This window comes from Cyclobacterium sediminis (genome assembly GCF_054781075.1).
In genome coordinates, this window is sequence record NZ_BAAGVC010000003.1 from 785,229 (window position 1) to 810,848 (window position 25,620).

The following is a 25,620-nucleotide window of genomic DNA, read 5'->3' on the forward strand; positions in this document are numbered from 1 at the left end:
TAAATGTTTTAGTTTAAGAAAGTATTTCTATTTTTGCACCCCTTTAAGGGGATCTTTAAACTTGTGTAGATTATGTATTGGACTTTAGAACTTGCCTCCTATTTGGAAGACGCTCCGTGGCCAGCCACCAAGGATGAGTTAATTGATTTTGCTATTCGCTCCGGAGCACCATTAGAGGTTGTAGAAAACCTCCAAGAGCTTGAGGACGACGGAGAACCTTATGAAAATATTGAGGAAATATGGCCGGATTATCCAACAAAAGACGATTTCTTCTTTAATGAAGATGAATATTAAGTATCAAGCCTTCTCTATTTAGTGAAGGCTTTTTGCTACTTTATATCCTTAAGACTTTTTTTAGTTTCACCATGCCCTTTTTGCTTACTGGCAATTGGCTATTGTCTTTTAGAAATACCAGATAGTTTTCCTTTTGATAAGGCTCTATTTTACTTATCGCTGAAATATTCACTATATGTGATCGATGGATCCGCGTGAAACTTTGAGGGTCAAGCATTTTTTCATAGTAAGCCATGGTTCCTAACTTCAGGTATTGCTTACCTGCTGAATTGATCTTTATATAATCACCATCGGCACTTATGGATGAAATAGTAACTTCATTTAAAACCTCAATCCTATTCCCGGTCTTTACAACAATCCTATTTAAAAAGCCTTCCAATGGCATTTCCTCATTTAGTTTTGCCAATTTTGACGGGTCATTGGGAGCTATAGTCACCCGTTGTATCGCTTGCCTTAGCCTTTCTTTGGAAAAAGGCTTTAGCAAATAATCCACAGCCTGTAATTCAAATGCTTTGATCGCATAATTGTCATAAGCTGTAGTAAAAATTATCTTTGGAGGCTCTTCTAAAAGCTCTACCAGTTCAAACCCGGTAATTTTAGGCATTTCAATATCAAGGAATATCAGGTCCGGCTGGAGTTCTCCAATTCCTTTAAAAGCCTCAAATCCATCATTAAAACAACCAACCACTTCAAGATCCGTAAATTCTTCTAAATAGTCTTGAAGTAGGTCTTGAGCCAATGGCTCGTCATCTACAATTATACAGCGTATCATTTGATTTGTGGAATTTTTAAAATAGCAGTAAACTGCCCCTCGCTTTGGCTATAACTCAATAAATCCTTTCTACCAAAAATCAAAAACAATCTTCTATCTAAGCTTTCTAAACCAAAGCCTGTACCTGTTGCTTTTTTAGAATTCTCTTCACTGGGGTTTCTCACAGTTATTTCAAGGTTACCCTCTTTTAGTTTGCCTTCTATCTGGATTGAAACTTCTCCTGTGACACCATACAAGCCATGTTTCACTGCATTTTCTACCAAGGTCTGCAACAGTAGGGAAGGTAACTTTAAAGTTAAAATACTTTCGGGTATATCTATCTCATAATTGAGCCTTTGTCCAAAGCGAATTTTTTCCAAATAAAAATACTGAGTAATGGCCTCTATCTCAGTGGCCACTACGGTCCATTTTTTTGAATCCGCCTTTAAGTTTTTTCTATAAAAATCTGCCAGGCCCTGCACCATATTGCGCGCTTTCTCCGGGTCTCTCTTTAATAGGGCATTGATCGAATTCAAACTGTTAAAAAGGAAATGAGGTTGCATTTGCTGCCGTAGGTAATGCAACTCTGCATCCGTTGACAATTTTTGTCGACTTTCCTCATGCTGCAGTTTATGAATGTCTTTGGTGCTTGACCTATTGGATAGCACATTCATCCCTACCAGATGAAAAAGCCATGTTCCGATGGAGATCCTTAAAGGAACAGTAACCTTAAATAAAATTAAATTCTCTGCAAAACCTAGCCAACCGGACCCCCAGAGCATTTGGTTTCCATAGGTAAGTACAGCTGCTAAAACCAGTGAAAACAATAGGGTTGGCCAACTTTTTACTACGCCAACAGGGTAGTAATTCAACATTAGTTTGATAAGAATGGCCCCCAACCCAACAGAAATGGTACTGACCAGCCCATCAGCAATGCTCCATTCCAAATTACCTTGACTCAAATAGGCAGAGACAAAAACCCCTGCAAAAACCATTAAAAGAAAAATCACCTGATCCTTACTATTTTCATTGACTTTTAAGAATTCAGGTGACTTTTCCATCATGCACTTAATTTTAATAAGAAGTAATTTCTATTCCACCGAAAATCACCGAACCTGTGAGGATTAATTTTTTATCAGCGTTTTGAGCCGCTCCTTGTTGGGAATACCTCTTGTCATCTATACCGGCTGCCAAGTTAGTTACCCCCAACTGAACGTCCCAATGGGGAGGAACAATGAGTTTCAAACCACCAAAAGCTACAGAGACTTTCAATACTGCTTGATCTTGAATATCTGCATGCATTAAATCTATGTCTGCTCCTCCAAATACAGAAGTGACGTCTCCTCCTTTAAAATTCTTGCTCATTACTTTTCTTTTAATTCCGGTAAGAAAAGCATCTACATTGATAAAGTCGGGACTGTACTGACCAAAAACATTTTCAGTCTCCGCAGTACTCTTGTCAAAACCTTTTTCCCAACCTTCTATATTAAAAGATTTATTTCTGTTTTTTTTAAAGATAATATAAAGGCCAAGTAAAATTAAGGCAATAGGAAATAGCATAGGCCCTATATGGAAAGGTAAGAATAAGAAATCTTTCAGCAGAAAAAAACCACCTATTAGAATTAAAACGACCGAACCTGTACTCTGGAACCTGTTTTTATACCCCGTGTAAATACCTATTGCAATGAGAATCATTGGCCATGAAAATACCCAGTAAGGTATAAACAAGCCCATCTGTTTGAGTAAAAGTAGTGCGCCTACCACTAATATAATGACTCCTAGCACGAAATTACCATTTCTTTTTCCATTCATGATTTTAGTATTTTAATAATGAACGAAAGGTCTTACAATCACGCTCCTTTTCAAAAACCATTTCGGCAAAGCAAAAAAAAATACCGATAAACGACCTATTTTTATGGTTAAATGATTCTTTTCTTTTCAGTCAACAGAAAAGTGGCATAGCTTAAGTCCTCCGGAGTGGTCAATTTGATATTTTCTCTGTTTCCGAGGATCAGTTGAACATCCCAGCCCATATTTTCATATACCGTTGCATCATCCGTAAAGTATGGTTTTTCTTCTGTAAGGAAAGCTTCCTTTATCTTTGTAAGCTGGAAAGTCTGTGGGGTCTGTACCAACCTAAATTCATCCCTGTTTTTAAACTGAGAACTTCCATTGACATCAACCTGCCTTATGGAATCTTTCAATCCTATCACCGCAATAGCGCTTCCTTCTTTGGCCGCCGTCCGGTAACTCTCATGAATCACTTCCTCTGACACAAAAGGCCTAACCCCATCATGAATGGCCACCAAGCCATTTTCACAATCGGGAATACTATTCAAACCATTTTTGACAGATCCAAACCTACTTGTCCCACCTTGAATCAATTGATGAGGCACCTTGAAATTGTATTCACCACATAATTTCTTCCAATAGTCGAACTGACTTTCCGGCAAAACCAAAACCAGTCTCAATTCAGCATCGTATGCATGAAACACTTGTAGGGTATGCATCAATACCGGCAAGCCTCCAATTGGGAGAAATTGCTTCGGCACTTCTCCTCCCATTCTAACTCCTGCTCCACCAGCTACTATTACAGCATATTTAACCTGCTTATTTCCCATACCTTCTTAACTTACCAAAAGTTTGGAACATACCAAGGCTGATAAAACTTCTTTATGTCCGCCGTAAGATACCGTCATGTTTTTGTCATAAGGCTCCACTTCCAAAATCTCCACCTCCACTCCTAATGCCAAGCCTTTGCTGTTAAGGTATTTTAAAAATTCATCTGAAGTCTTGCTTAATGCCTTTAATGTTACCAACTCCTCAGGCTGACAATCAGAAAGCAACCTGAATTTTTGTGTGGCAATTTCACCACTACTTGTTGGTATAGGGGATCCATGGGGATCTCTCTCAGGGTAACCTAAAATTTCATCCATCCTATCAAAAAAGGCTGTTGATTGGATATGTTCCAACTGCTCTGCTATCTCATGTACTTCTTCCCAACCAAAACCCATCTTTTCCACCAGATACATTTCTGTAAGCCTGTGCTTCCTGATGATCATGGCGGCCATCTTTCTCCCCTTAGCAGTAATCTTGAGAGGCTTGTATTTTTCGTACTCCAATAAGCCCATTCCTGCCAATTTTTTGACCATACTATTAACTGATGGAAGGCTGACTTCCAGAGCTTGGGCAATACTTGTGGTATTGACATCATCAGAAGCGATGGCTTGGTTAAAAATCACTTTTAAGTAATTTTCTATGGATTGGCTGTTATTCATTGCTTTAATTATTTCAAAACAAAGATAAAAAAATATTGAAATAAATTTGTTAGCCCAATCTAACTATATAAATTTGCCTTGGCTAAACCCAAATTAAAATTCACAAAAAACAAACTGTTTCAAGTGATTTCCACTGGATTAAGATTTGTTCCTTTTAGCAATTGACCAATAATAGCAGAAATATATTTTAAAGAAAAAAGAATGTTTGATATCCTCGTTGACTATTTAAGTAGTATTGCACCGGCTTATGCCGCACTAATAGCTACCACATTTACCTGGTTTGTCACTGCAGTTGGAGCTGCTTTTGTGTTTTTCTTTAAGAAATTGAACAGACCTTTCTTAGATACCATGATGGGTTTTACCGGAGGAGTAATGATTGCGGCGAGTTTCTGGAGCCTCTTGGCTCCTGCCATTAGCATGACAGAGGGTGAAAGCTTTGCAAAGGTCATTCCTGCCGCTGTAGGATTTTTTGGAGGTGCCTTGTTTATTTTTGTTCTGGACAAAATATTGCCTCATGTACATATCAATTTCAAAAAAACAGAAGGAATTAAAACACCTTGGCAAAGGACAACTCTTTTGGTTTTGGCCATCACCATGCATAATATCCCTGAAGGCTTGGCGGTAGGCGTGCTGTTTGGTGGAGCTGCCTCCGGTGTTCCTGAAGCCAGCATTGCCGGAGCTTTGATTCTCGCCATAGGGATAGGGTTACAAAACCTTCCGGAAGGAATAGCTGTTGCTGTTCCACTTAGAAGAATGGGCTTAAGCAGGAGGAAAAGCTTTATGATGGGACAAGCCTCCGCTTTGGTTGAACCTATTGCCGGTGTATTGGGTGCAGTGGCTGTTTCCATTTTCACCCCCATCCTACCCTATGCTTTAGCATTTGCCGCCGGAGCCATGATATTTGTGGTAATTGAGGAGGTTGTCCCGGAATCCCAGCAGGATGGAAACACCGACTTGGCCACAATGGGCTTCATCGGTGGTTTTATCATCATGATGGTTTTAGATGTAGCTCTAGGATAATAAACTTATTTACCTTTTTGCACTTCCGGATTAACAGGATAAGGCAGTGGCTCTCCTTTTAGTCCGGCAATGATATTCTCTACAGCACATCTGGACATTTCATCTCTGGTTTCCTTTGTAGCAGACCCAATGTGTGGAAAAACCACCGCATTATCCATTTCCAACAAAGGATTGTCTTTGGCCATGGGTTCAGGATTGGTAACATCCAGGCCTGCTCCCCAAATAACCTGCTCTTGCAAAGCTTCAATCAGTTCATCCTCCTTATGTACACCTCCACGGGCAGTATTGATAAAGATTGCTGAAGATTTCATTTTCTTGAACTGCTCCATACCAAACATACCTTTGGTCTCCGAAGTCAAAGCAGTGTGAACAGAAACCACATCACTGCTTGTTAATAGTTCATCCATACTCACCAGCTTGGCTCCAAATTCTTTCTCGGCCTGTGCATTGGCACTTCGGTTATGGTAAAGAATTTTCATCCCCCAAGATCGGGTACAAATCTTGGCCAATTCTGTTCCAATCCTTCCCAAACCTACAATTCCTAAGGTCTTTCCGGCCAGATCAAAGCCAAGATCTTGAGTAGGTTGAGAAACGCCCCACTGTCCTTTTTTTATCTTATTATGAAGGAATAAGGCTTTTCTTGCTACCGTTAACATCAACAAGAGCGCCGTTTCAGCGGTTGCCTTATTCAATACATTGGGAGTATTCCCTATAGGTATTCCATTGGCTGTGGCTGCTTTTATATCGACCCCATCAAATCCTACTGAATGTAGTGCCACCACCTTCAGGTGCTTGCATTCCTTGAAAAAATCAGCATCCAATCCAGCCTGTCCAACACTTAAAAAAGCATCATGACCTTTGCAAAACTGAATGGCTTGCCCTCTATCCAAAATAGGTTTCTCTTTCCAAACAGTATATTCAATTCCTGCTTCTTCAAGCAATTTAAATCCAATCTCGGGAATAATCTTATTTATAAAAACTTTCATGAATCTTGAGTTTATCAAAAAAAGGTATACTTAAAATTAATAAAGACGAGATAACCCGCCTTTATTAACATTTACTTTACGTACCTAAAATCAAAATTTAGGTCAAAGTCCTTTAAGAAGGCAATCATTAACTCTATAACACTTTCAATATCTTCCTTACTGGCAGTTTCTACAGTAGTATGCATGTATTTCAAAGGCAATGAAATCAAAGCTGCCGGCACTCCTCCATTCGAGTAGGCAAAGGCATCTGTATCAGTCCCTGTACTCCTTGAAGATGCTGATCTTTGAAAAGGGATGTCTTCTTTCTTGGCACTGTCAATGATCAGATCCAATAACTTTTTATGCACTGCAGCACCACAGGTCAGCACAGGGCCCTTGCCCGCAGTATAATCACCGCTAGCAATTTTACTGTACATTGGAGCGGTTGTGTCATGACATACATCCGTAATGATGGCTACATCCGGCTTGATCCTAGCCGCAATCATCTCTGCTCCTCTTAAGCCTATTTCTTCCTGTACAGCATTGACTATATACAAGCCAAATGGTAATTCCACCTGTTGCTCCTTCAATAATCTGGCCACTTCAGCAATCATATATCCACCAATGCGATTGTCGAGCGCTCTTCCCGAATAGAATTTTTTATTCAATTCTGTCAACTCGTCATTAAATGTTATGACACTTCCCACGTGAACGCCCATTTCAAGGACTTCCTCTTTTGACCTGGCACCTATATCAATGAAAATATTTTCCATTTTGGGCGTCTCTTCTTTCCCTTTATCTCTGACATGAATCGCCGGCCAGCCGAAAACCCCGGGCACCACACCTTTGTCTGTATGGATATTGACACGCATCGAAGGGGCAATCATATGATCAGACCCTCCATTTCTTATCACATAAATGTATCCCTCCGGGGTAATGTAATTCACAAACCAGCTAATCTCATCCGCATGCGCTTCGATGACAACCTTGAATTTTGCATCAGGATTGATCACTCCCACTGCCGTCCCATAAGCATCTGTAAAATAATCATCTACAAAAGGTTTAATATAATCCAACCAAATCTGTTGGCCGGAAGCTTCAAAGCCTGTTGGAGAGGCATTGTTTAGGTATTTGTAAAGAAATTTTTCGTTAGTATCCATATAGTGTTTTAATTGTATCTGAAGTTTGTCCACAAAATAGCTGCCATTAATTCTGCCACCGACTCCAGTGAAGGTGAAGCTATTTGGTCAAATCATCCGGGATAAAGTTACAAACAAGATTGTTAGTGTGAAAATGCTGTTTGCTACAATCTTAATTAGAAAATAAATATATTACTTTTTGGTGGGTAAAATCAATATTCCGGCCAATCAAGGCCTCTTTCTTCATGTTATTATAAAAAATTAAGGCCTTTTCCTTTATCAACTAAACTAATCTTTTAATTGCAAGTCATTCTAATTCATATTATATTAAAGAATGAACAGAATAATGCTATTCCTAATTCTATTTGTTTCCTGTGAGACATCAAAAGAAAACGACAATTATATCATTATCCAAAAAGAGGATTTCACTATAATCCCCTTAAAATCCGAAAAACATTATTTCGAAGAAATCATCAATCCAGCTAATATTGGAATAATTGACAGCAAGATTCTAATATCTGAAAGACACAGGGTTCCCGAGGAACATCCCCGTATTCATATTATCAATTCCCAAAATTGGACTTATGACAAGCCAAAGGGTAAATATGGAGAAGGTCCCTTAGAGGCGATTGATGCTAGTTTGTTTTATAAAGGAGAAAATGGCAATACTTTTTGGGCCTATTCTATGAATGGAAGGAAACTGGTGGAATATTCAATGTCGGACACTACACTTCTTGGGAAAAATGAGTGGAAAATGCCTGAGCCCATGAGAGACCTTTGGTTTTTTACCCAGGCATCTGACAGCAGTTTTCTTGGTATTTCAAGGGTTGATAAACATCGAATATTGGAATTTGATAAAGAAGGTAATAAAATCGGAGGATATGGAAATTGGGAAAAGGTAAAGGATAGACCTGACCTGAATGATTACCAACTGTCCCACTTAAACGGCAGTTTTTTTAAAGGAAATGCTGAGGAAGGTCTTTTTATTAGAGTGGGACTTTTCAGAGATAGGCTTGAAATTTTTGACAACCGGGACAAATCCTTTATCATCATAGATGGGCCGGATCTAGCATTGCCAGCATTTGAACTAATTGGAAATGAGTTATACCTAGGATCAAATCCTCACTTTCGCTATAGAGACGCTGTTGTCACTAAAAATTATATTTTTGCATTATATGGGGGAGTAAGCCAGTCTGATTTCAACAAAACAGCAGTTATGGCTACACAAATTTGGGTCTTCGATCACAAAGGAAAACCCCTCAGGAATTTAAAATTGGATAGGTCACTCATCAATTTTGTTATTAATGAAGATACAAATGAAATTTATGGATTGACTACCGACGAGGATCCCGGCATTGCAGTTTATACTATCCCAAAGGAGATGTTGTAGTTAAAAGCGCCCATTTTTTTAAAAAGTGATTCCCGATATAATTTCAATTGCTGTCCGAAGCAATTTCCTCACCTTTAATAGCACCCATTAAGGCCGGTGCCAAGCTTGTGATAGTATTGGTCAATTCACCAAGAGCGGATACATTGGAAAGAATGATCACCCCATTTTTCGCTATCACATCTATTATCATGGACGAGGTATAACCGCCTGTTCCACCATTGTGCCAATTCCAAACATCTCCCGACTCCGTTTGGATAACACTCCAACCCAAAGCCATAGAATAATTCTCAGTTACCTCAAAAAATGCTGTTCTTGAAAGCACCAACTCTCGGTTTAAACTGTCAAATTGAGCCAAGGCAAACTTTGACATATCCTTTACCGAGGATAAAATTCCACCGGCCCCCGCAAGTACAGACATGTCCCAATTGGACACCTCTTCTCCTTCATCATTAAGTCCTTTAACCAATTTATTTTCTAATATGCTTCTTAACGTAGTTGAAGCATCCATACCGTATTTAGAAAAAACCTTCCTTTGAAGCATCTCTTCGTAAGTCATCTGGGCTTTATTGCTTAACACATAGCCTAACAGGCCTACCCCCAAATTTGAGTAATCAGAAACTTCCCCGGGTTTATGCTTCATTCGCAGGTCATGGGTCAAATAGGTTTTCAGTTCTTTTTCTCCAAAATCCTTGTAAGGGTTTTCTAAACTTAAGGCCTCCAAACTTGCAGGCACCCTAGGTAAGCCGGAGCTATGGGTAGCCAATTGCTTCAGTGTAATTTTAACATCCTCCTTCAATGAATAACCTAAATATTTATCAATTTGATCCTCCAAATTCACCTCTCCCTCCACCAGGTAGTTGGCCAACAAGGTGCCTGTAAAAACTTTTGTAATGGACCCTATTTCGAAAATCCGGTCCTTATTTTGAATAAGCACTGTAGAATCCTGTTCGCGTTTGACCCCAACAAAATTAACCTTCCCATTTTCAATAATGGCAATAGCAAGCTCAGCTTGATTTGGCAATGCCTTCACCTTGTCAAAAACCAATTCATATTGGGCTTCCGGCAAGGTTTCTGCTTCTATGACCTGAGACTTGGACCTTTTTGCCTCTGGATTACCACAGCCTTGAATGGCTACAACCATGGACAGTATTAATATGCTTTTATTCATGGGTGTAGGGGAGTATTCCAAATAATTTAATAAAGTCCGAAAAAAGAAAAAATGATTACAGTCATTTTTTCTTTTTAGCTATAAGCACGCAAAGGATTGCAGCAATCAGGGTAAACAATGTTCCAAAAATTAACTCTAGGATGTTTTGTGAAAATAAATTCCCAAAGGTATTCAATGAAAAAAACAAGGCAAAAACCCAAATCAGAATATCTATTATTCTGTTTGGTTTCTGATTTTGGAGATTTTGGTACTTGATGATCATCACTGTTATCATAAAGACATTCACCAATATGGAGAAGGTTTCAAAAGTCTTCATTTCCTCTACAGACTTAAGTCTACCGGCCCATACCTTATCATAAGGAATAAACTCAAAGAAGATCAAAAAATGATAGATTAAAACTGCCCCTAGCAGGCCAAACATTATTTTTATAGCTATCTTCTTGCTCATTGACAAATATTTTTTTTAGTATGATTTTTTTTTATAAAAACATTGAACGTATCAAACCAAATCGGTATTCATTCAATTTTAAACTTCTCCAATCATCACATCCACACCGCCTGTGGCAAAGTTGGGAATGTCCTTTACAGCAGCTTGCCCTTCGGGGGTGGCCATTTGATTTTGAAGTTCCTCTAATGACTCGAAATACAATTCTGCCATTCTATAATGAATAGGTTTACCTCCATCCGGGGTACCCACAAACTTAGTAAACTCCACCTTGCTTAAGCCTTTGATTTTAGCAGCAATGGGAAGGTGTGTTTCTGAATAGTAAGCCTCAAAGGCTTCAGGGTCTTTAGGATGACCGTACATTACGACTAATTTTACCATGGTTGACTAATTATAATTTCGATTATTTTTACAAGATTGTATTATAAACACTTTTTAAACTTTGAAATATTTCGCTTAAATGAAAATTAAAAGATCTCCACTTTTATTATTTTTCTAAAATGAAATAATTAAGAAGTAAATTTAAATCTAACCAAATAAATTCAAAACATGAGATCCATTATGAAAAACATTCCCAGAAGGAGCAGATAGTACTGTTCCCTAATGCTAATGTTACCTTATTTTGAAAGATTGTTGGTCAAAAACAATAATTGAAACTGTTAATTTTTGAATATTCTTTCACTTGTTTTTGGCTGATTGTGGAGAATAAACAAGACGTTAAAAACCACCAACTGGCAAAACCTTTACTCTACAAGCTTACAAGCTCTTTGAATATTGATTGTCCAAATTTTCCATTATTTGAAAAAAACAATGTAATATTACCTATAAAAGGTCTTCATTTTGACATAATACTCCAAACAAAATTTAGGGAAATGTGCGACCGATAAGTTTAAATTTAAGCCATCAATATCTCTCAAGCTAGCATGAAATCTTTCCCTTTTATTACCTTCTTCCTTGCCCTGATTTTCTTAAATGATGGGTATTGTCAATCACCGGGAGAAAACGCGCCCAATCCTTATGCAGTATCTACCTATGAATGTACCGGCTTGTATTGGACAACTCCTAAGTCCGGAAATTGCACTATAAGATATAAAAAACAAACGGAATCCACTTGGACACAAGGACTTGATTTGGTCTTTGATGAAAGAGATGGGCAATACCGGGGGAGTATTATTGGCCTTGACCCAAACACCGACTATCAAGTAGAACTATCCAATGATCAGGCTAAAACAGCCATAAGGTTCACCACTAGAAATGATCAATTTCCAATTGGAAAAATAACCCACCTCTCGGAAGGGGAGTCGACAGAGCCCATCCTAATTACAGAGTCGGGCACACCGGAAGGTTATCATCTCGTAACGGTACCTGAGAACAGTCAGTCCTTGCTCAATATGGGCAATATAGGCAATGAAGGGATACAAATTGATGCTGACTATGTGATTGTCCGTGGAATAGAAATCCGCAATGCGAAAGTAGATGGCATTCGTATCAAAGAAAACAGACATGATATTGTTATCGAACAGTGTTACATCACTTTTTGGGGCAGGATAGGCGGCCCTATCACCTACGGAAATTTAGAAGGAAGTACGGATAGTGGGATTAACGCAGAAAATGGCACATGGAATTTGACCATCCAACGAAACCTGATTGAAGACCCAAGGGGTGCCTCAAACGATTGGGAAACGGGACACCCGGCAGGCCCTCAAGGTATCACCATTCGACAAAGTCTGGGTGGGAATGTGATTCGTTACAACGATATTCTATCTACAGAGGATCATGGATTCAATGATGGAATCGGCGGTGGTGCAAATTATTCCAATGTGGGCAATATGAACCGGGACTCAGATATATACGGGAATTTGATCCGCAGTGTATGGGACGATGCCATTGAAGTCGAAGGAGCCAATATGAATGTTCGGGTATTTGGTAATTATGCCCATCAATTTTTCAATGGTATCGCTACGGCTTCTACTACCCAAGGGCCAATATATATTTATAGAAATGTAGTTGGAGAAAGCAGGGTAGGTCATCGAAATTCCAGTGGAGGAGCCTTTATTAAAACCGGAGAGCGTGAACCATTTGCCGGAGGCCGAAGATATGTATTTCATAATACAGTAGTACAACCAATGGGTGTTACTCATGCCTTTTCAGGTCATGGGATTTCCAACACAGTCACACGAAATAATATTTTTGATGTACCCGGAAGACTGGCAGCTGACCGCGAGACGGTTGACAACAGTGATTACGACTACGATTATTTTTCAGGTCTATCAAAGGGAGTGGCCAAAGAAACAAACAGAATTGGATTCAGTACCACACCTTCCGGAACCAGACTCTACAGGACTTCGTATTCTTTGGAATATTTTCCTCGATCCCGAATTAATTCTATCATCTGGGGACGAAAGCCTTATCAATTCGGTGATGTCAAAAGAAATATAACAGACCCTGTGGTACAAATTCGCAACCCATTGATTGATAGCGGCATCGAAATTCCGGGATTCAATAAGGATTTTAAGGGGAAGGCTCCGGACTTGGGTGCTTTTGAGGTAGGAGTTGCACCGCTGGAATTCGGTAGACGTGCCTATTTGACCCATGATGAAGGCTGGTCTGCATGGGAGAGGTAGATTAGCGTACGTTAAACTGGAAGTCTGTAGTTAAACCCTAAAATTGAAATAGCCTTTGGTTTACCCCCTTAGACTAGAGAAAAATTTAGGAAGGGGATTTGGCAGTATTGATGCAAAAAAACACCTATACCGCCAAAACCTTATGCTGAGCTCTTTAAAGCGAATTCAATTAAGCATTACCGATCATTCACCAATGATAATATAACTTCCATTTGACCCTGAAAACCTGACCTCAGTACTAGAAATGTCTTCGGTGTCTACAGATAAATCGCCTGAACATATTACCAATGGTCTGGTTTTAAAAGGTCTTGTGAATTTTAGCGTCTCTCCGCCAACAGCCAACCCGGTTAGCCTACGTTCAGCATTTAGATTTGAACGAGAATCATAGGTGAAAAGGCTCAATACATCTACTGCTGACTCTTTTGCCTGTATGCGAACTTTATGCAAACCAAAACCTAAACCCAATATACCTTTGCGATTTTCCAGGTAATTGACCTTTTTGTCAGTATCGGTAAAGCCAATATTACAAGCTTGCGTCTTCATAAGTTGCTCATCAACGTATATTTCGAGTAAACCTGCATCCGGATTATCTACCCAAGCCACAGAAATATCTGTGCATACCACTTCAATTTCAATGAATTTCCCGGGCTGGAGCGTGACTTTCTCTGTACCATAAGGAGCTCCCCATTCTGAATGGAACGGCACTATTGCTTGCCCCATCAAGTTCCAGTTTGGATTTAAAACAGAAAAGAAGCGTCTGTTTGGGTTTATTTTTGCATCAACGTAGGTCAATTTTGCATTCTCGCCTTCTATTTCAAGAATATGTCTGTCCCCTAAACTGGTTCGCCCATGTCGAAACATTGAATTGCGTAAGTTGTAGGACGGGCTTGATCTTCTAGATGAAAATTTTACACCATCAACATAGGGAATAGGAGGCTCACTGTCTGTTTTGCCCCAACTGTTTATGGCATTGTCTTCAAATATAAACCTATTGTTCTTTATTCTTGAGCTGGTGGAATCAAAAGTAATCATATCCCCTTCCCAACCATAGGAATTCTGGTGAAGCCGTTCAGGCAATTGAAGCTGAGCTTGCCCGGTAAAAATCGGATTCCAGCACTCAAAAGCCTTCTCCAGCTGTTTGAACCATAAATAATGGCTTGCTGCTTGAGGATGACCGTCAGAAGGTACCAAGGAATACTTGTTTCCCCAACGGGTGAGATCATCAGCTATTTTTGGATAATCCATATAGGGAATTTGGTATCTTAAAGATAGCGCCTGAAGGTCTACTGTATTGGGCGTATATTTACCCTGATTCTGAAAAGGGCTAAACAAAAATTCCGTATTGGGATAATTTTGTTGAATCCACCGTATGGCCCCCTCAAAAACAGCTATTTCATCCGGTGTGTCCGTTTTCTCATTGGCTCCACTTCCAAAAATCACAAGGTCTGGTCTTGCTCCTTCTTGGCGCTTAAAAAGATCCGGATACAATGCTTCCCAAGTTTCCCCTTCCTTATGACCATTTAATCCGGGATTGGGTGGAATTGATAAGGAAAAATACTGTTGAAGCCCGGAGTGTGATTCTCCGATACTAGATCCATCAGCGGCCATAAAATTTAGGCAAATTTTGTCAGCAGGAAGATTAAATTTCTTCATAAGCTCAAGCTTTAACCTCCCCGCATAACTGTAATAATGCCTCCACTGTCCAAAATACCCATCTAGATCAGGTCTCCCTACTTTTTCTGCATTAAAGAGGTCTTCTGAAAGAGGTTGTTTGAAAGTCTCAGAATCAGGGTCCTCGTCATATAGATACATGGGGGGATTGGCGCTTCCTCTGTCAATACTTGATCCCATTACGATGATATGAATAGGCTCTCCTTTCCATAGTTTTTGAATTGTTCTTGGAATATACCTGTAGTTTGGTGTCATTTCCCTTGAGGTAAGGATTTTGTTTTGGGAAGCACCATTGACGGTGAGCTTTGGAGCATAAACCCAAACTGTATCGGATGAGCTTAAATTCTCAAATTCAACCTGAATCCCAAATGTATTGATGTCTTTTGAACTTGACTTGTTTCCAACGCTTGCTTTCCCAACGATGGAGGCATGCTCTACCAAGATGTTAATGGTGCCGGTATCCTCCATCGAACCGCTATATTCTTTAGCCACATTCAGCTCACCCCTTGCATGTTTGGGAAAACTACGACTGTCTCTCATGCCAAAGTCCTTAGGACTCCATTCACCATCTTCACTATCTGCCTTCATCACTTTAATCGCAGACTTAAGCTGATTGGCCCCTTCCTGGTATCCATGTACGGATAAACTCAACTCGTCACCAAAAGCCAGCCCCGCTTCGGGAAGGGTAAAAAATTGCCATATCTTTTTACCGGGACTTATTGCTACCATGTTATGGGTTGAAAAATCAGGCCGTATGGTGCTGGGAACATGAGACTCACGCATTACTTCAATATCACCCCATGCCTCAGTGTTCCAGAAAGCTACATTATGTGATTGAAAATCTGAAGCTTTACCTGTTCGGTGACTCATAAATGAATGGAATTCAAAAGATGGGTTCAAAATCAGGTTTGGCTCCTCTTTGGCCCCTGATGACAAGGGTATCACCTCATTAATAGTCAGCGTACTTAAGCCAAGTAAAAGTATCGCAATCTTAAGTGGATGCTTCATTTGAAAATTTATATGGTACAAGTAAAATATTAAACTTTTAAGCATTCTACATCAGTATCCTTTCGGAAAATAAAAGACACCAAGACGACTGGAAAAACATTTTAATCAAAATATTATTACATTAAAAGCTATAAAAATACCAATAAAAACTGATTTAAAATAATTAATCTAAAATATATTGCAAGACTTATTTCATACCCATTGGCCAGGTAATATTCTAATATTCATCGGTATCAAATTTGAATCTCGACACTTACTAATCCTACAAAAACACCTAAGAAACAATGTAGCTTACCCTTAATTGAACTTTTGTCTAGTAAAACCTATATAATCTCCATCGAACAAGAAATAAATCCGCTGCTAGAGCTAAAATGGATTAAACTATATTAAAAAAACTAAATAATTTACTAACAGATTCACTATTTTGCTAAGGTGAAAGATTAAAGCTATTCATGGCAAATTAAAACAAATAAAATTTCACCACGAACCAATTCTCCAGCATCAATCACTGTAAGATTAAGTTTTACCTTATTTACATAATAACTAATTCAGCTAAAATGAAAAACCTAAAATTCCCAAGCCTGATTTATGGCATGCTCTTATTTTTCATCGGTTCACCATCTATCGCCCAAACAAATGAAAAACCACGAGTATTTGTTCTGACGGACATTGAAAATGAGCCTGATGATGCCCAATCTTTGGTGCGTTTCTTATTGTACAGCAATCAGTTTCATGTGGAAGGCCTAATTGCCACTACCTCTACTCACCTGCGTGATAAAACAGCAGCTTGGAGGATTAAAGAAATCGTCAAAGCCTATGGGGAGGTTAGAAATAATTTACTGAAGCATGAAGATGGTTTCCCAACAGAAGAATACCTACAATCCAAAATTAAATCCGGCCTTCCAAAATATGGAATGAATGCTGTAGGCCCGGGCAATGATTCTGAAGGAAGCGAATTATTGATTAAAGTAGTGGATAAAGATGATGAAAGACCTGTATGGGTTCCCGTGTGGGGTGGTGCCAATGTTCTGGCTCAAGCCCTTTGGAAAATCAGACATACCAGAACTATGGAAGAGCTGGATAAATTTGTTGCCAAAATAAGGGTCTACACCATATCAGATCAAGATGATTCAGGTGTTTGGATGAGAAATGAGTTCCCAAAACTCTTTTATATCGTCAGCCCGGGAGAAGATTACATCCATTCTACTTGGAATGGAATTGGAGGGGAATCCTTTCGCAAGTATGCCTCCGGTGCTGATGCATCGCTGGCTGAAAACCCTTGGCTCAGGAAAAACATCATGGAAAATCACGGTCCATTGGGTGCCCAATATCCCGAAGTTGAATACATCATGGAAGGTGACACGCCCAGTTTCTTAGGCTTGATAGACAATGGGCTGAATGTGCCCGAAAGACCTGACTATGGGGGCTGGGGTGGTCGGTATGAGCTGTATAAACCCCGCTTTAAACCCTACCGCAATTTTGACCACCAAGCACCAGAGCAAAGGGCCATTTGGACAGATGCCAGTGACGAAGTAATGGGAATAGATGGAAGGATCTACATTAATAACCAAGCAACCATTTGGAGGTGGAGGGAAGCTTTCCAAAATGACTTTGCAGCAAGAATGGACTGGTGTGTTAAATCCTATGATGAGGCGAATCACCCTCCTATAGTCAAGGTAGATAAAACAACCAACATCACCATTCGCCCCGGAGAATCCATTCAATTTGATGCAAGTGGAAGCACAGATCCGGATGGCGATGCTTTGTCCTATCATTGGTTCAATTACAAAGAGCCCGGAACCTATTGGGCCTTCAATTGGTACAAACCCCTTACAATTACTAACCCCAATAGTGCAAAAGTCACATTAGCCATAGGTGAACGGATTGAATTGAATAAAGCACAAACCACTCATTTAATTGTGGCTGTAACGGACAGTGGCTCACCAGCCCTAACCAGGTACCAACGAATCATCATTAATATTCTACCAAAAAATAAATAATCATAGAATCCTTTGGATGTGAATAATTCCCATTCAAAGGATTCTTTTAACAATAAATGATAAATTTATATAGCTACTGGAATAATCTAGACCTTTTACCTTGACAGTCATCACATATTTCCTTTATAAAAAAAGGTTAAGGAATTAAACAGGCCTGAAGAAAGAAATGTCATCGACTTAATTTTAACTCTCGTTTAACTTACAGAAGCTTCGAGTAAAATTGCTATGGCATGCTCTTTTAAATCCAAATACTTAGCTTTATTAAGCCCTTAACTCTTCCATATCTGAAATCAACTCATCAAGTTTTCTAATCACCCTTCCGTAGACAATATTTAAATCCCAGTAGTAAATCTTTCCTCCAAATAGTGCCAAAACAACCAGAATTAACACCATGGCAAATAGTCCGATTAATGGCATTCCAAAAACCACAGTAAGGTCAGGATATTTCACCATCAATTCATTCATTACCGTTTCGTTTAGTTGCTGCCCATTTTTACTTGAAAACCAAAAACCCATTATGGTCGATAGAAATATTAAAGGGTAATAAAACCTGGCCATTTTTGTGTTGACCGATATTTGATCATCCAACCAACTTCTGAATGATTTAAGGTATTCGTAGCTATTGACATTTTCGTCAATGCGCTCCAATCCCTTTACAAGCTTTTTATTCACTGCAAACACACCTGCTGCCACAAGAAAAAGACCTATCCCCATAATGGGGATTCCTACAAAAAAGGAAGCACCCAAAACCAATATGGAACCAATCGCAATGGCATTCAAATTAGTTTTAAACATCCTTTTATATTTATCGATGAAATGAATCGATTTCTGATTGTATAGGTTGATTACCTTCGGACCTACCAATGCCTCATTTTTCATAAATCCTTCTTTCCAAATTGTTTCAATTGACTTTTCCATTTAATCGTTTCTTTAATCGTTCTTTAATTCGTTTTATCCTTACTCCTATATTGTTTGGGTTGGTACCAATAATATCCGCTATTTCTTGGTAAGATTTTTCCTCCAAATAAAGTAAAATCACCCCTCTGTCTACTTCCGATAATTGTTTAATGGCATCATACAAGTGATTTAGCGCCTCATCTGAAAATGCATGGCTATCTTCAACCAGTTCCTCAGGCAGGGCATCTGAAGCAAAATACTGGTAGTCGTTTTTCTTTTTTTTCAACAAGGTCAAGCACACATTCAAAGACAGTCTATAAACCCAGGTAGACCATTCAGACTGTTGGCGGAAGTTGTCTCTACTTTTCCAAATTTGTAAGCATACTTCTTGATAATAATCTTCAAAATCCTCTTGTGTATTAGTATAGGCCCTGCATATCTTAATTACGATTGCTGCATAAGGTAAAATTGAAGATCTGTAGAAGTCGCTGCTCACTGCTTTTTTTTCTTGGTTAGTGGTGTAAATCAAAAATTATTACACCTAAATTGAAATTTTTATCAAAAAATACGGAGGAAGTAAATTGGGCTTTTCTCCTAAATAGAAATTTTGTTGCCTTTATATAAAACTGAAACATTCAGCAGACCATCTATCAGGCGATGGAAATATGATTCGGAAATCAAGTGAGACAGCCTATGTATAAGGTAGCACATGTAGATTAAACCTTAGTCCAAAACCAACGGCATTTCTGTAACATTGTATTTAATATCTGTTATTTCCAGCTTTAGCCAAGTCCAATTGACATGCGCTAACTTCCATTCTGCTTTGGAAGAAACAGGGATTCTAATACCATTACGTTCCTCTGTTTTTATGGCACTAACTGTCCATTCTGTAGGAATGGAGTCCTTGGAGTCTTTATAACGCATGGCTACAAACTTTTTGAAATCCCCTCTCTCATCAAAGTGAAAAATACCGGATCCTATTGTTCCTTTATACTCCATAGTTGCTTTGGCCGAAGAATTGTCAATCGCTTCCCATTTTAAATAAGGACTTACTGCAAAAGATGGAAACCATACCATCTCAGCCAAATAACGCTGTAAAGAGGCTTGATTTATTTTATCCTCTTTTTTGGTATTCACTATTGAAAAAAGAGACCACAACTTGATTGTCATTTCTCCCTCCCCTTTTTCAAATTTATCTCTTCCCACCACAGGTAATAATGGGTTCATTTGTAAATCTACTGACCAATTAAAAGCCGGAGGGTCTATAGAAAAATATTGATTCGCTTGAGCATTGGTCCATTTCTCTTGCTCCGGTTTCAACCGCATTTGTAAATCTTGTCCCAAGTAAACGTAGTATACCATCGGTTTGCCTATTGATCCAGTGTTGCGCAACCATTTTTGGACAATTAAAGGAAATCCTTCCAACATTTCTTCAGATAAAAGGGCTTGACTGTTGGCCTTGGAGTCGGTAAAAATTTTTTCAACTTCACGCTTCACCTTATTTTTGAAATTAAAACTGGAAAAGGCAAGAATTATCGCAGCCAGAATAACCAAATTTATAATTGTCCCAAATTTGGCATCATACCAATTATTTAGAATTAAAAACTGAGATAGGACTATGCCGGCTAACCCTGTAAACTGCCAATAATGTAACTTTATTGCCAGAAGAAAAGCAGTAACAACAAATAAGACGAAGGTTATCAACCACAACAACCCCATGGGGCGGGAAATTGGCTGAGAAATGGCATTAAATTCCGACAGGTCAAACGCTTTCAAAAATCCAAAGAGGTGAATTACCCCATGTAAGGCAATAATTACAATGAATGCTACTCGCATAATTCTTTATTAATGATGAAAAAAGTTCGGAAATACATTTATTTAGCAACTCTAAAATAATAAAAAAAAGGACCTGTTGTCCTATAACCTTTTATAATCTAAGCATTTGCGACAAACACCCACCTTCAAACCAATTTTCCGGAAGAATTACAGAATTCTAAATGACTGTTTTACACCATGAAATATTTAAATTAGAGGAAACAACAATATTGAGGCTGTCAATAGCATCTTCCACCTGGAAATAAGCTTGACAAGCCATCGGCTAAAAAAAATATTAATGACCTATTTCACATACAAAAACCACAAAATAAAATTGGATATTCGCAAGGCCAAAAAAAACATAATCCTACTTTTTTCTACGCTTTTATTCTTGTTGGTTATACCGACACAAGCCCAAGATCATGGGAAATTGAATGTATTGTTCATGATCTCCGATGACCTTACAGCCACTGCGATATCCAGCTATGAAAACGGAGCAAGCCTAACACCTAACATAGATCAACTGGCTGCTAAAGGCACCCAATTCACAAAAGCTTATTGTCAATACCCGGTGTGTGGCCCCTCGAGAGCCTCAATGATGTTTGGTTATTATCCCAATGCCACCACCACCTATGGGTATGTAAGTGGTAGAGAAAACGTAGGCCCTGAACGTCAATCCTGGGCCCAATTTTTTAAAGACAATGGCTACTATACTGCAAGAGTAGGGAAGATTTTCCATATGGGATCTGTTGATATTATGAAAGGGAGAGATGGCAAAGATGACCCGGATTCATGGACTGAAAGGTACAACAGTCCTGCCCCGGAGGTCCATGCAAAAGGCAGTAGGGAATTGGTACAAAACAATCCTTTTGGTTTGCTTGAAGTTTCCAATGACAGCAATTGGAATGGTGGAAATCAAATCAATATTGTCAAAACCGTTGAAAATGAAATTCACACTGATGCCGAAACAGCCAATAAAGTTTCACAATTATTAAGGCTGCATAAAAACGAACCATTTTTTATAGCCGCCGGTTTTTTTCGTCCTCATGTACCTTTTGTAGCTCCTAAATCTTCATTTGAAAACTATCCATACGAACAAGTAGTCTTGCCTCCTAAGGTCACCAATGACTGGGATGACATTCCTGAGCAGGGAATAAACTATGTAAACAGCCTGAACGGAGAAATGACAGAGGAGCAAGAGAAAAAGGCTATTGCTGCTTATTATGCCTCTACTTCATTTTTGGATGAGCAGGTAGGCAAAGTATTGCAAACCTTGGAAGACGAGGGCTTGGAAGGCAACACCATTGTAATTTTCACCTCAGATCATGGTTTCTTTTTAGGAGAACACCGCTTTTGGATGAAGGTTGGGTTGATGGAAGAATCTGTAAGGGTTCCACTTATTATTAAAGTTCCCGGGCAAAAACCTACCGTTTGCCATTCTTTTGCAGAATTAATTGATCTATATCCTACCATTTCAGAATTGGCGGGTTTGCAAGCACCAAAAGCTATCCAAGGTAAAAGCTTGGGGAAACTGATAGACAACCCCAAGCTAAAAGTAAGGGATTTTGCGTTTTCCGTTTCCCAAAGAAATGGTAGGATGGGATATTTAATTCGTTCATCAGACTGGGCCTATATTCAATATGGGGATGAAGCCGAAGGTGGCATGGAATTGTATGACATGAATTATGATCAGGGGCAATACAACAATCTGGCAAACTACCCCCAATACACAAATGTGATCGCTGAAATGCAAGGCCTCTTAAAAGGTAAATTAGTTGATGTTCGTAACAATGATCTGGGCATAACTTATTGAGATGAAATCGGCTAAACTCCACAAATACCTATCAGTTATTGCTTATCATAGAAATAGAAAAAATGACTGAAAAACTTACGCTTCAGCAAGCACAAAAACTAGTCCTTGCGTCTCAAGGGATCTTTAACCCTAGAAAAAATGTGCCCGCCATAGAGCAAACTCTTTTGACCATAGAAAAGCTCGGCTATATTCAAATAGATACAATATCTACTGTTCAGCGTGCCCACCATCATGTCTTATGGAGTAGAAACCCAAAGTATCAAAATGCACAAATAGATAAATTGGTGGCCGAGAGAAAAATATTTGAATATTGGTCTCATGCTGCTTCGTATTTACCCATGAAGGATTACAGGTTTAGTCTTTTTCGAAAAAATGCCCTATTAAAGGGTGAGGAAAAACATTGGTTCAAGAAAGACCTTCAATTGATGGATCTGGTCTTAAACAGAATCAAAAATGAAGGACCTCTGATGGCTAAAGACTTTGGTTCAGAGAAACAAACTAAAGCCTGGGGTAGCAAGCCTGCCAAGCAGGCCTTGGAAAACTTGTTTATGCAGGGGGAATTAATGATCACCTCTCGCAAAAACTTTCACAAGGTTTATGACCTGACAGAAAGGGTATTGCCAAAGGCCATTGACCTACGAATGCCTTCTCAGAAAGAATATCATCGATTCTTAATCAACAATTACCTTAAGGCCAATGGTATTGGGCAAGCTTCTGAGATCTCCTACCTGTTAAAAAACACCAAAACACACATTGCTGCCGAACTGAAGGAAATGCATTCTTCAGGGGAATTAACAAAAGTTACAGTAAATGGGATTGATTATTTTGCTTTGCCGAAATCTTTGGCATTGCTTGACAAGCCATTGAACTGTAAACAACTAAAAATCCTCTCCCCTTTTGACAATTTGCTCATCCAACGAAAACGCATGCTCAATTTGTTTGATTTTGATTACCAGATTGAATGTTATCTCCCGGAAACAAAACGTAAATATGGCTACTTTTCATTACCAATATTATGGAACGGCTCATTTGCTGCAAGAATGGATTGCAAAGCAGATAGAAAAACTTCCATTTTAAACATCCATCATTTGGCATTGGAAGAAGGTCTGGGAGACAGGGACGCTTTTGCCTTGGCCCTCTGCAAAGAGCTGGAAGCCTTTAAAGAATTCAATAATTGCATGGAAATCCAATTTCACAAAACCAGCCCTTCTGAGGTCAAAACATCAATCAACAAAACTTTATTAACCAATTAGTAAAGGCTAACTATCCCCCCGACCTCCTTTATCCTTCCGATGAGACACAAATTAAAAAAAATCAACCCCTATTATTAACCAATGGCTTATATCTACAATTGGCACTTGAGGTTGATCAATTTGAAGTTCTTTGGAGAAAAGTTCGGAATAAACAGGCATTATCGGTTATTGCTTTTTACCTTATTTTTTACCGGAATATTACCAAACCTGATACAATTAAAGAAGCAGAAAACTAAGGCAAAAAAGAAGGTGATTGTGGGCCAGAAATAAATCCCGAGGATCCGAAGACATAATGGACTCCTTTATTGGCCATTTGCAAAACGATTAAACCTGCATCTATTAAGACATCTCTCTTTTATTTATTATCACGAAAATTCATATAATATTTATGTCGATCTACTACAGCCTTTTTATAATAAGCCGCATAATAATCATTGGTCATCAAGTCAACTTGATAATAATGTTTGCCATAATTTTTGGCGTTCTTTTCAAGTTTGCTTACAAAAAACCTCCCAATATCCGTATTGGTGTAATTATCCAAATCTGCATTACTTATTCGTTTTCCATCCATCCAAACTCCATACCTATTAGCATCCTTCCATGACTCGATTTGCTGTTCAGTAGGCACCTTTTTATTCATAGGTGGAGGTGAGGACCTAAACACTATCATTTGTTGGGACTGTTGATCCTTACTCATTATTAAAAACAAGGCTTGTAATCTTTCCCTATCCACAATAGAAATTTTATATTCCACAGGACGCCCTTTATCATTTTTTGCTTTATTAACAATCTCTCTGTACTCAGCAAGTTGTGCAGGAGTCGCCCCTTCTGTCGTTGATGGAACAACAATTTGTTTTGACTGTACATTTTTAGTTTCTTCTTGGGCAATTGTTACTGTGCCGAAAAAAAATACGGCCATACCCAATAGAGGAACAACAGCTACTTGCTTACACAGTGCATTTCGGAATGATTTAGTTTTGGTCATCATAAGTAAACGTTTTTTAGTAATAGAATAATTAAATCGACTTGTAATAAATGAGCTTGCCTGTTCACTGACTTTATCAAACAATAGATAACGATAGGATTTAATATCAGAGATTTGATTGATCACTGCCTCATCGGCAAGAAACTCATGGTTGAGCGCAATGGCTTTTCGGAATAGGAAAATAAATGGATTAAACCAGAAAAAAATTTGGAGGACTTCTACGAATAAGATATCCAATGAATGCTTTTGGGATACATGTGCAAGTTCATGAACTAGAATCTCTTCTTCAATATTTCCACTTGTATATGCTTCCTCATTGAGAAATACATATCCTAAAAAACTATGAGGCACCGTATTTTGATTAAAGAGAACAATTTTGCTTCCCCTATAAGGTATACAAACCCCTTTTCTTAGCTTTTGTAATATATATTTAATATTTATTAAAAACCTCGATAAAAATGCTACAGTAACGAAAAAATAGACTAACCCAAAACCCCAAATCATATAATTAATACTTTTTACATATGGTTTATTTTTGAACGATTCGGGATTAATAGAAAATGTTGATTCAAATACCACCGCATCAACGAGCTCCCTTGGCAATACCTGCTGTTTAAAGGCAATAAATGGGATAATAAATGATAGCATCAAGCTTATCAACAAATAAAACCTATTGAATTTATACATATGTTCCCCCTCTAATACTAGCTTGTAGAAAAGAATAAACAAAGCAGAACAACCGATAATTTTAATTAGGTAATAGATCATTATTCTATATTTAAATACTTTATTCTACAAATGTAGATTAAATAATTTAAACTTCAAATAATCATAACTAATTTTTTATTATACTTGATTTTTAACAATTTAAAACACACAAAATCGGAGAAGAAGAAATATTTAGTACATATCAAATATCATAGATAAATTATCATTTCTAAAAACAGAGCAGAAATCAAATTTACCTGCTTTTTTAGCTCAATTGAAAAAAATGCCCATAGGATATTCTATAAGCAATTAAACAAATGACAGGCATTATTGGTTAAATCAAATTAACCTAACACTATTTTATAAAAATAATATTCTATAGAATTTTGGAACTGT

22 protein-coding genes are annotated in these 25,620 nt (G+C 38.4%); 7 read left to right on the top strand and 15 right to left on the bottom strand.

Going from position 1 to position 25,620, the window contains the following annotated elements:
• Nucleotides 1-72: 72 nt before the first annotated feature.
• Nucleotides 73-294 carry a DUF2795 domain-containing protein gene (locus tag ACYVHJ_RS05660; protein ID WP_010855875.1) on the top strand — a complete coding sequence of 74 codons (222 nt, stop codon included), beginning with the start codon at nt 73-75 and terminating at the stop codon, nt 292-294.
• Nucleotides 295-334: 40 nt separating this feature from the next.
• Here the strand turns inward: ACYVHJ_RS05660 and ACYVHJ_RS05665 are convergent, their stop codons facing one another.
• The 5 genes from ACYVHJ_RS05665 to ACYVHJ_RS05685 form a co-directional block, all read right to left on the bottom strand.
• Complete coding sequence (locus ACYVHJ_RS05665; RefSeq protein WP_460513344.1) at nt 335-1,066, bottom strand: LytR/AlgR family response regulator transcription factor; 732 nt, start codon at nt 1,064-1,066, stop codon at nt 335-337.
• On the bottom strand, nt 1,063-2,109 hold the full coding sequence (locus ACYVHJ_RS05670) for a sensor histidine kinase (protein ID WP_460513346.1): 1,047 nt from the start codon (nt 2,107-2,109) through the stop codon (nt 1,063-1,065). Before ACYVHJ_RS05670 ends, ACYVHJ_RS05665 begins: the two co-directional genes overlap by 4 nt.
• A gap of 10 nt (nt 2,110-2,119) precedes the next feature.
• Nucleotides 2,120-2,857: a LiaF transmembrane domain-containing protein gene (locus ACYVHJ_RS05675; RefSeq protein ID WP_460513348.1), complete on the bottom strand. Its 738-nt coding sequence runs from the start codon at nt 2,855-2,857 to the stop codon at nt 2,120-2,122.
• 107 nt (nt 2,858-2,964) lie between these two features.
• Nucleotides 2,965-3,666: an IspD/TarI family cytidylyltransferase gene (locus ACYVHJ_RS05680; protein WP_460513350.1), complete on the bottom strand. Its 702-nt coding sequence runs from the start codon at nt 3,664-3,666 to the stop codon at nt 2,965-2,967.
• Between the two features lie 6 nt (nt 3,667-3,672).
• Nucleotides 3,673-4,323, bottom strand: a complete 651-nt coding sequence (locus ACYVHJ_RS05685) for a metal-dependent transcriptional regulator (protein WP_339903024.1) — start codon at nt 4,321-4,323, stop codon at nt 3,673-3,675.
• A 201-nt stretch (nt 4,324-4,524) separates the two neighbouring features.
• Here ACYVHJ_RS05685 and ACYVHJ_RS05690 point away from each other — a divergent pair, with 201 nt between their 5' ends.
• Entirely contained in the window at nt 4,525-5,343 is an 819-nt protein-coding gene (locus ACYVHJ_RS05690; protein ID WP_460513353.1) for a ZIP family metal transporter, read from the top strand.
• A gap of 5 nt (nt 5,344-5,348) precedes the next feature.
• Here the strand turns inward: ACYVHJ_RS05690 and ACYVHJ_RS05695 are convergent, their stop codons facing one another.
• Both ACYVHJ_RS05695 and ACYVHJ_RS05700 read right to left on the bottom strand, forming a co-directional pair.
• The gene (locus ACYVHJ_RS05695; protein WP_339903021.1) at nt 5,349-6,329 is read right to left on the bottom strand and encodes a 2-hydroxyacid dehydrogenase; all 981 of its coding nucleotides are present in this window, start codon (nt 6,327-6,329) and stop codon (nt 5,349-5,351) included.
• 71 nt (nt 6,330-6,400) lie between these two features.
• Nucleotides 6,401-7,468 (bottom strand): M42 family metallopeptidase, encoded by a 1,068-nt coding sequence (locus ACYVHJ_RS05700; protein WP_460513355.1) that lies wholly within the window; start codon nt 7,466-7,468, stop codon nt 6,401-6,403.
• A gap of 313 nt (nt 7,469-7,781) precedes the next feature.
• Between ACYVHJ_RS05700 and ACYVHJ_RS05705 the strand changes: the two genes are divergently transcribed.
• Nucleotides 7,782-8,837 carry a TolB-like 6-bladed beta-propeller domain-containing protein gene (locus ACYVHJ_RS05705; RefSeq protein WP_460513357.1) on the top strand — a complete coding sequence of 352 codons (1,056 nt, stop codon included), beginning with the start codon at nt 7,782-7,784 and terminating at the stop codon, nt 8,835-8,837.
• A 43-nt stretch (nt 8,838-8,880) separates the two neighbouring features.
• Here the strand turns inward: ACYVHJ_RS05705 and ACYVHJ_RS05710 are convergent, their stop codons facing one another.
• The 3 genes from ACYVHJ_RS05710 to ACYVHJ_RS05720 all read right to left on the bottom strand — a co-directional run bounded on the left by ACYVHJ_RS05710 (nt 8,881) and on the right by ACYVHJ_RS05720 (nt 10,831).
• The gene (locus ACYVHJ_RS05710; RefSeq protein WP_460513359.1) at nt 8,881-10,005 is read right to left on the bottom strand and encodes a serine hydrolase domain-containing protein; all 1,125 of its coding nucleotides are present in this window, start codon (nt 10,003-10,005) and stop codon (nt 8,881-8,883) included.
• A gap of 61 nt (nt 10,006-10,066) precedes the next feature.
• Entirely contained in the window at nt 10,067-10,453 is a 387-nt protein-coding gene (locus ACYVHJ_RS05715; protein WP_460513361.1) for a hypothetical protein, read from the bottom strand.
• 78 nt (nt 10,454-10,531) lie between these two features.
• Complete coding sequence (locus ACYVHJ_RS05720) at nt 10,532-10,831, bottom strand: EthD domain-containing protein (RefSeq protein ID WP_460513363.1); 300 nt, start codon at nt 10,829-10,831, stop codon at nt 10,532-10,534.
• 542 nt (nt 10,832-11,373) lie between these two features.
• Between ACYVHJ_RS05720 and ACYVHJ_RS05725 the strand changes: the two genes are divergently transcribed.
• Nucleotides 11,374-13,074: a right-handed parallel beta-helix repeat-containing protein gene (locus ACYVHJ_RS05725; RefSeq protein ID WP_460513365.1), complete on the top strand. Its 1,701-nt coding sequence runs from the start codon at nt 11,374-11,376 to the stop codon at nt 13,072-13,074.
• 183 nt (nt 13,075-13,257) lie between these two features.
• Here ACYVHJ_RS05725 and ACYVHJ_RS05730 read toward each other — a convergent pair whose 3' ends face one another.
• Nucleotides 13,258-15,753: a hypothetical protein gene (locus tag ACYVHJ_RS05730; RefSeq protein WP_460513367.1), complete on the bottom strand. Its 2,496-nt coding sequence runs from the start codon at nt 15,751-15,753 to the stop codon at nt 13,258-13,260.
• Nucleotides 15,754-16,310: 557 nt separating this feature from the next.
• Between ACYVHJ_RS05730 and ACYVHJ_RS05735 the strand changes: the two genes are divergently transcribed.
• Nucleotides 16,311-17,753, top strand: coding sequence for a nucleoside hydrolase-like domain-containing protein (locus ACYVHJ_RS05735; protein WP_460513369.1), 1,443 nt, complete (start codon nt 16,311-16,313; stop codon nt 17,751-17,753).
• Nucleotides 17,754-18,014: 261 nt separating this feature from the next.
• Here ACYVHJ_RS05735 and ACYVHJ_RS05740 read toward each other — a convergent pair whose 3' ends face one another.
• The 3 genes from ACYVHJ_RS05740 to ACYVHJ_RS05750 all read right to left on the bottom strand — a co-directional run bounded on the left by ACYVHJ_RS05740 (nt 18,015) and on the right by ACYVHJ_RS05750 (nt 20,486).
• Complete coding sequence (locus ACYVHJ_RS05740) at nt 18,015-18,671, bottom strand: hypothetical protein (RefSeq protein ID WP_339902860.1); 657 nt, start codon at nt 18,669-18,671, stop codon at nt 18,015-18,017.
• The gene (locus ACYVHJ_RS05745; RefSeq protein WP_460513371.1) at nt 18,655-19,179 is read right to left on the bottom strand and encodes an RNA polymerase sigma factor; all 525 of its coding nucleotides are present in this window, start codon (nt 19,177-19,179) and stop codon (nt 18,655-18,657) included. Before ACYVHJ_RS05745 ends, ACYVHJ_RS05740 begins: the two co-directional genes overlap by 17 nt.
• Nucleotides 19,180-19,373: 194 nt before the next feature.
• Complete coding sequence (locus ACYVHJ_RS05750; RefSeq protein WP_460513373.1) at nt 19,374-20,486, bottom strand: DUF6920 family protein; 1,113 nt, start codon at nt 20,484-20,486, stop codon at nt 19,374-19,376.
• Between the two features lie 277 nt (nt 20,487-20,763).
• Here ACYVHJ_RS05750 and ACYVHJ_RS05755 point away from each other — a divergent pair, with 277 nt between their 5' ends.
• Both ACYVHJ_RS05755 and ACYVHJ_RS05760 read left to right on the top strand, forming a co-directional pair.
• Nucleotides 20,764-22,278: a sulfatase gene (locus ACYVHJ_RS05755; protein WP_460513375.1), complete on the top strand. Its 1,515-nt coding sequence runs from the start codon at nt 20,764-20,766 to the stop codon at nt 22,276-22,278.
• A gap of 62 nt (nt 22,279-22,340) precedes the next feature.
• Complete coding sequence (locus ACYVHJ_RS05760) at nt 22,341-23,531, top strand: winged helix-turn-helix domain-containing protein (RefSeq protein ID WP_460513378.1); 1,191 nt, start codon at nt 22,341-22,343, stop codon at nt 23,529-23,531.
• A gap of 355 nt (nt 23,532-23,886) precedes the next feature.
• Here the strand turns inward: ACYVHJ_RS05760 and ACYVHJ_RS05765 are convergent, their stop codons facing one another.
• Nucleotides 23,887-25,284 (bottom strand): M56 family metallopeptidase, encoded by a 1,398-nt coding sequence (locus tag ACYVHJ_RS05765; RefSeq protein WP_460513380.1) that lies wholly within the window; start codon nt 25,282-25,284, stop codon nt 23,887-23,889.
• Between the last annotated feature and the right edge of the window lie 336 nt (nt 25,285-25,620).

Bases quoted from the DNA above. Each gene is read 5' to 3' on its own strand.
- ACYVHJ_RS05660 (WP_010855875.1), top strand. From the start codon at position 73: ATGTATTGGACTTTAGAACTTGCCTCCTATTTGGAAGACGCTCCGTGG.
- ACYVHJ_RS05665 (WP_460513344.1), bottom strand. From the start codon at position 1,066: ATGATACGCTGTATAATTGTAGATGACGAGCCATTGGCTCAAGACCTA.
- ACYVHJ_RS05670 (WP_460513346.1), bottom strand. From the start codon at position 2,109: ATGATGGAAAAGTCACCTGAATTCTTAAAAGTCAATGAAAATAGTAAG.
- ACYVHJ_RS05675 (WP_460513348.1), bottom strand. From the start codon at position 2,857: ATGAATGGAAAAAGAAATGGTAATTTCGTGCTAGGAGTCATTATATTA.
- ACYVHJ_RS05680 (WP_460513350.1), bottom strand. From the start codon at position 3,666: ATGGGAAATAAGCAGGTTAAATATGCTGTAATAGTAGCTGGTGGAGCA.
- ACYVHJ_RS05685 (WP_339903024.1), bottom strand. From the start codon at position 4,323: ATGAATAACAGCCAATCCATAGAAAATTACTTAAAAGTGATTTTTAAC.
- ACYVHJ_RS05690 (WP_460513353.1), top strand. From the start codon at position 4,525: ATGTTTGATATCCTCGTTGACTATTTAAGTAGTATTGCACCGGCTTAT.
- ACYVHJ_RS05695 (WP_339903021.1), bottom strand. From the start codon at position 6,329: ATGAAAGTTTTTATAAATAAGATTATTCCCGAGATTGGATTTAAATTG.
- ACYVHJ_RS05700 (WP_460513355.1), bottom strand. From the start codon at position 7,468: ATGGATACTAACGAAAAATTTCTTTACAAATACCTAAACAATGCCTCT.
- ACYVHJ_RS05705 (WP_460513357.1), top strand. From the start codon at position 7,782: ATGAACAGAATAATGCTATTCCTAATTCTATTTGTTTCCTGTGAGACA.
- ACYVHJ_RS05710 (WP_460513359.1), bottom strand. From the start codon at position 10,005: ATGAATAAAAGCATATTAATACTGTCCATGGTTGTAGCCATTCAAGGC.
- ACYVHJ_RS05715 (WP_460513361.1), bottom strand. From the start codon at position 10,453: ATGAGCAAGAAGATAGCTATAAAAATAATGTTTGGCCTGCTAGGGGCA.
- ACYVHJ_RS05720 (WP_460513363.1), bottom strand. From the start codon at position 10,831: ATGGTAAAATTAGTCGTAATGTACGGTCATCCTAAAGACCCTGAAGCC.
- ACYVHJ_RS05725 (WP_460513365.1), top strand. From the start codon at position 11,374: ATGAAATCTTTCCCTTTTATTACCTTCTTCCTTGCCCTGATTTTCTTA.
- ACYVHJ_RS05730 (WP_460513367.1), bottom strand. From the start codon at position 15,753: ATGAAGCATCCACTTAAGATTGCGATACTTTTACTTGGCTTAAGTACG.
- ACYVHJ_RS05735 (WP_460513369.1), top strand. From the start codon at position 16,311: ATGAAAAACCTAAAATTCCCAAGCCTGATTTATGGCATGCTCTTATTT.
- ACYVHJ_RS05740 (WP_339902860.1), bottom strand. From the start codon at position 18,671: ATGGAAAAGTCAATTGAAACAATTTGGAAAGAAGGATTTATGAAAAAT.
- ACYVHJ_RS05750 (WP_460513373.1), bottom strand. From the start codon at position 20,486: ATGCGAGTAGCATTCATTGTAATTATTGCCTTACATGGGGTAATTCAC.
- ACYVHJ_RS05755 (WP_460513375.1), top strand. From the start codon at position 20,764: ATGACCTATTTCACATACAAAAACCACAAAATAAAATTGGATATTCGC.
- ACYVHJ_RS05760 (WP_460513378.1), top strand. From the start codon at position 22,341: ATGACTGAAAAACTTACGCTTCAGCAAGCACAAAAACTAGTCCTTGCG.
- ACYVHJ_RS05765 (WP_460513380.1), bottom strand. From the start codon at position 25,284: ATGATCTATTACCTAATTAAAATTATCGGTTGTTCTGCTTTGTTTATT.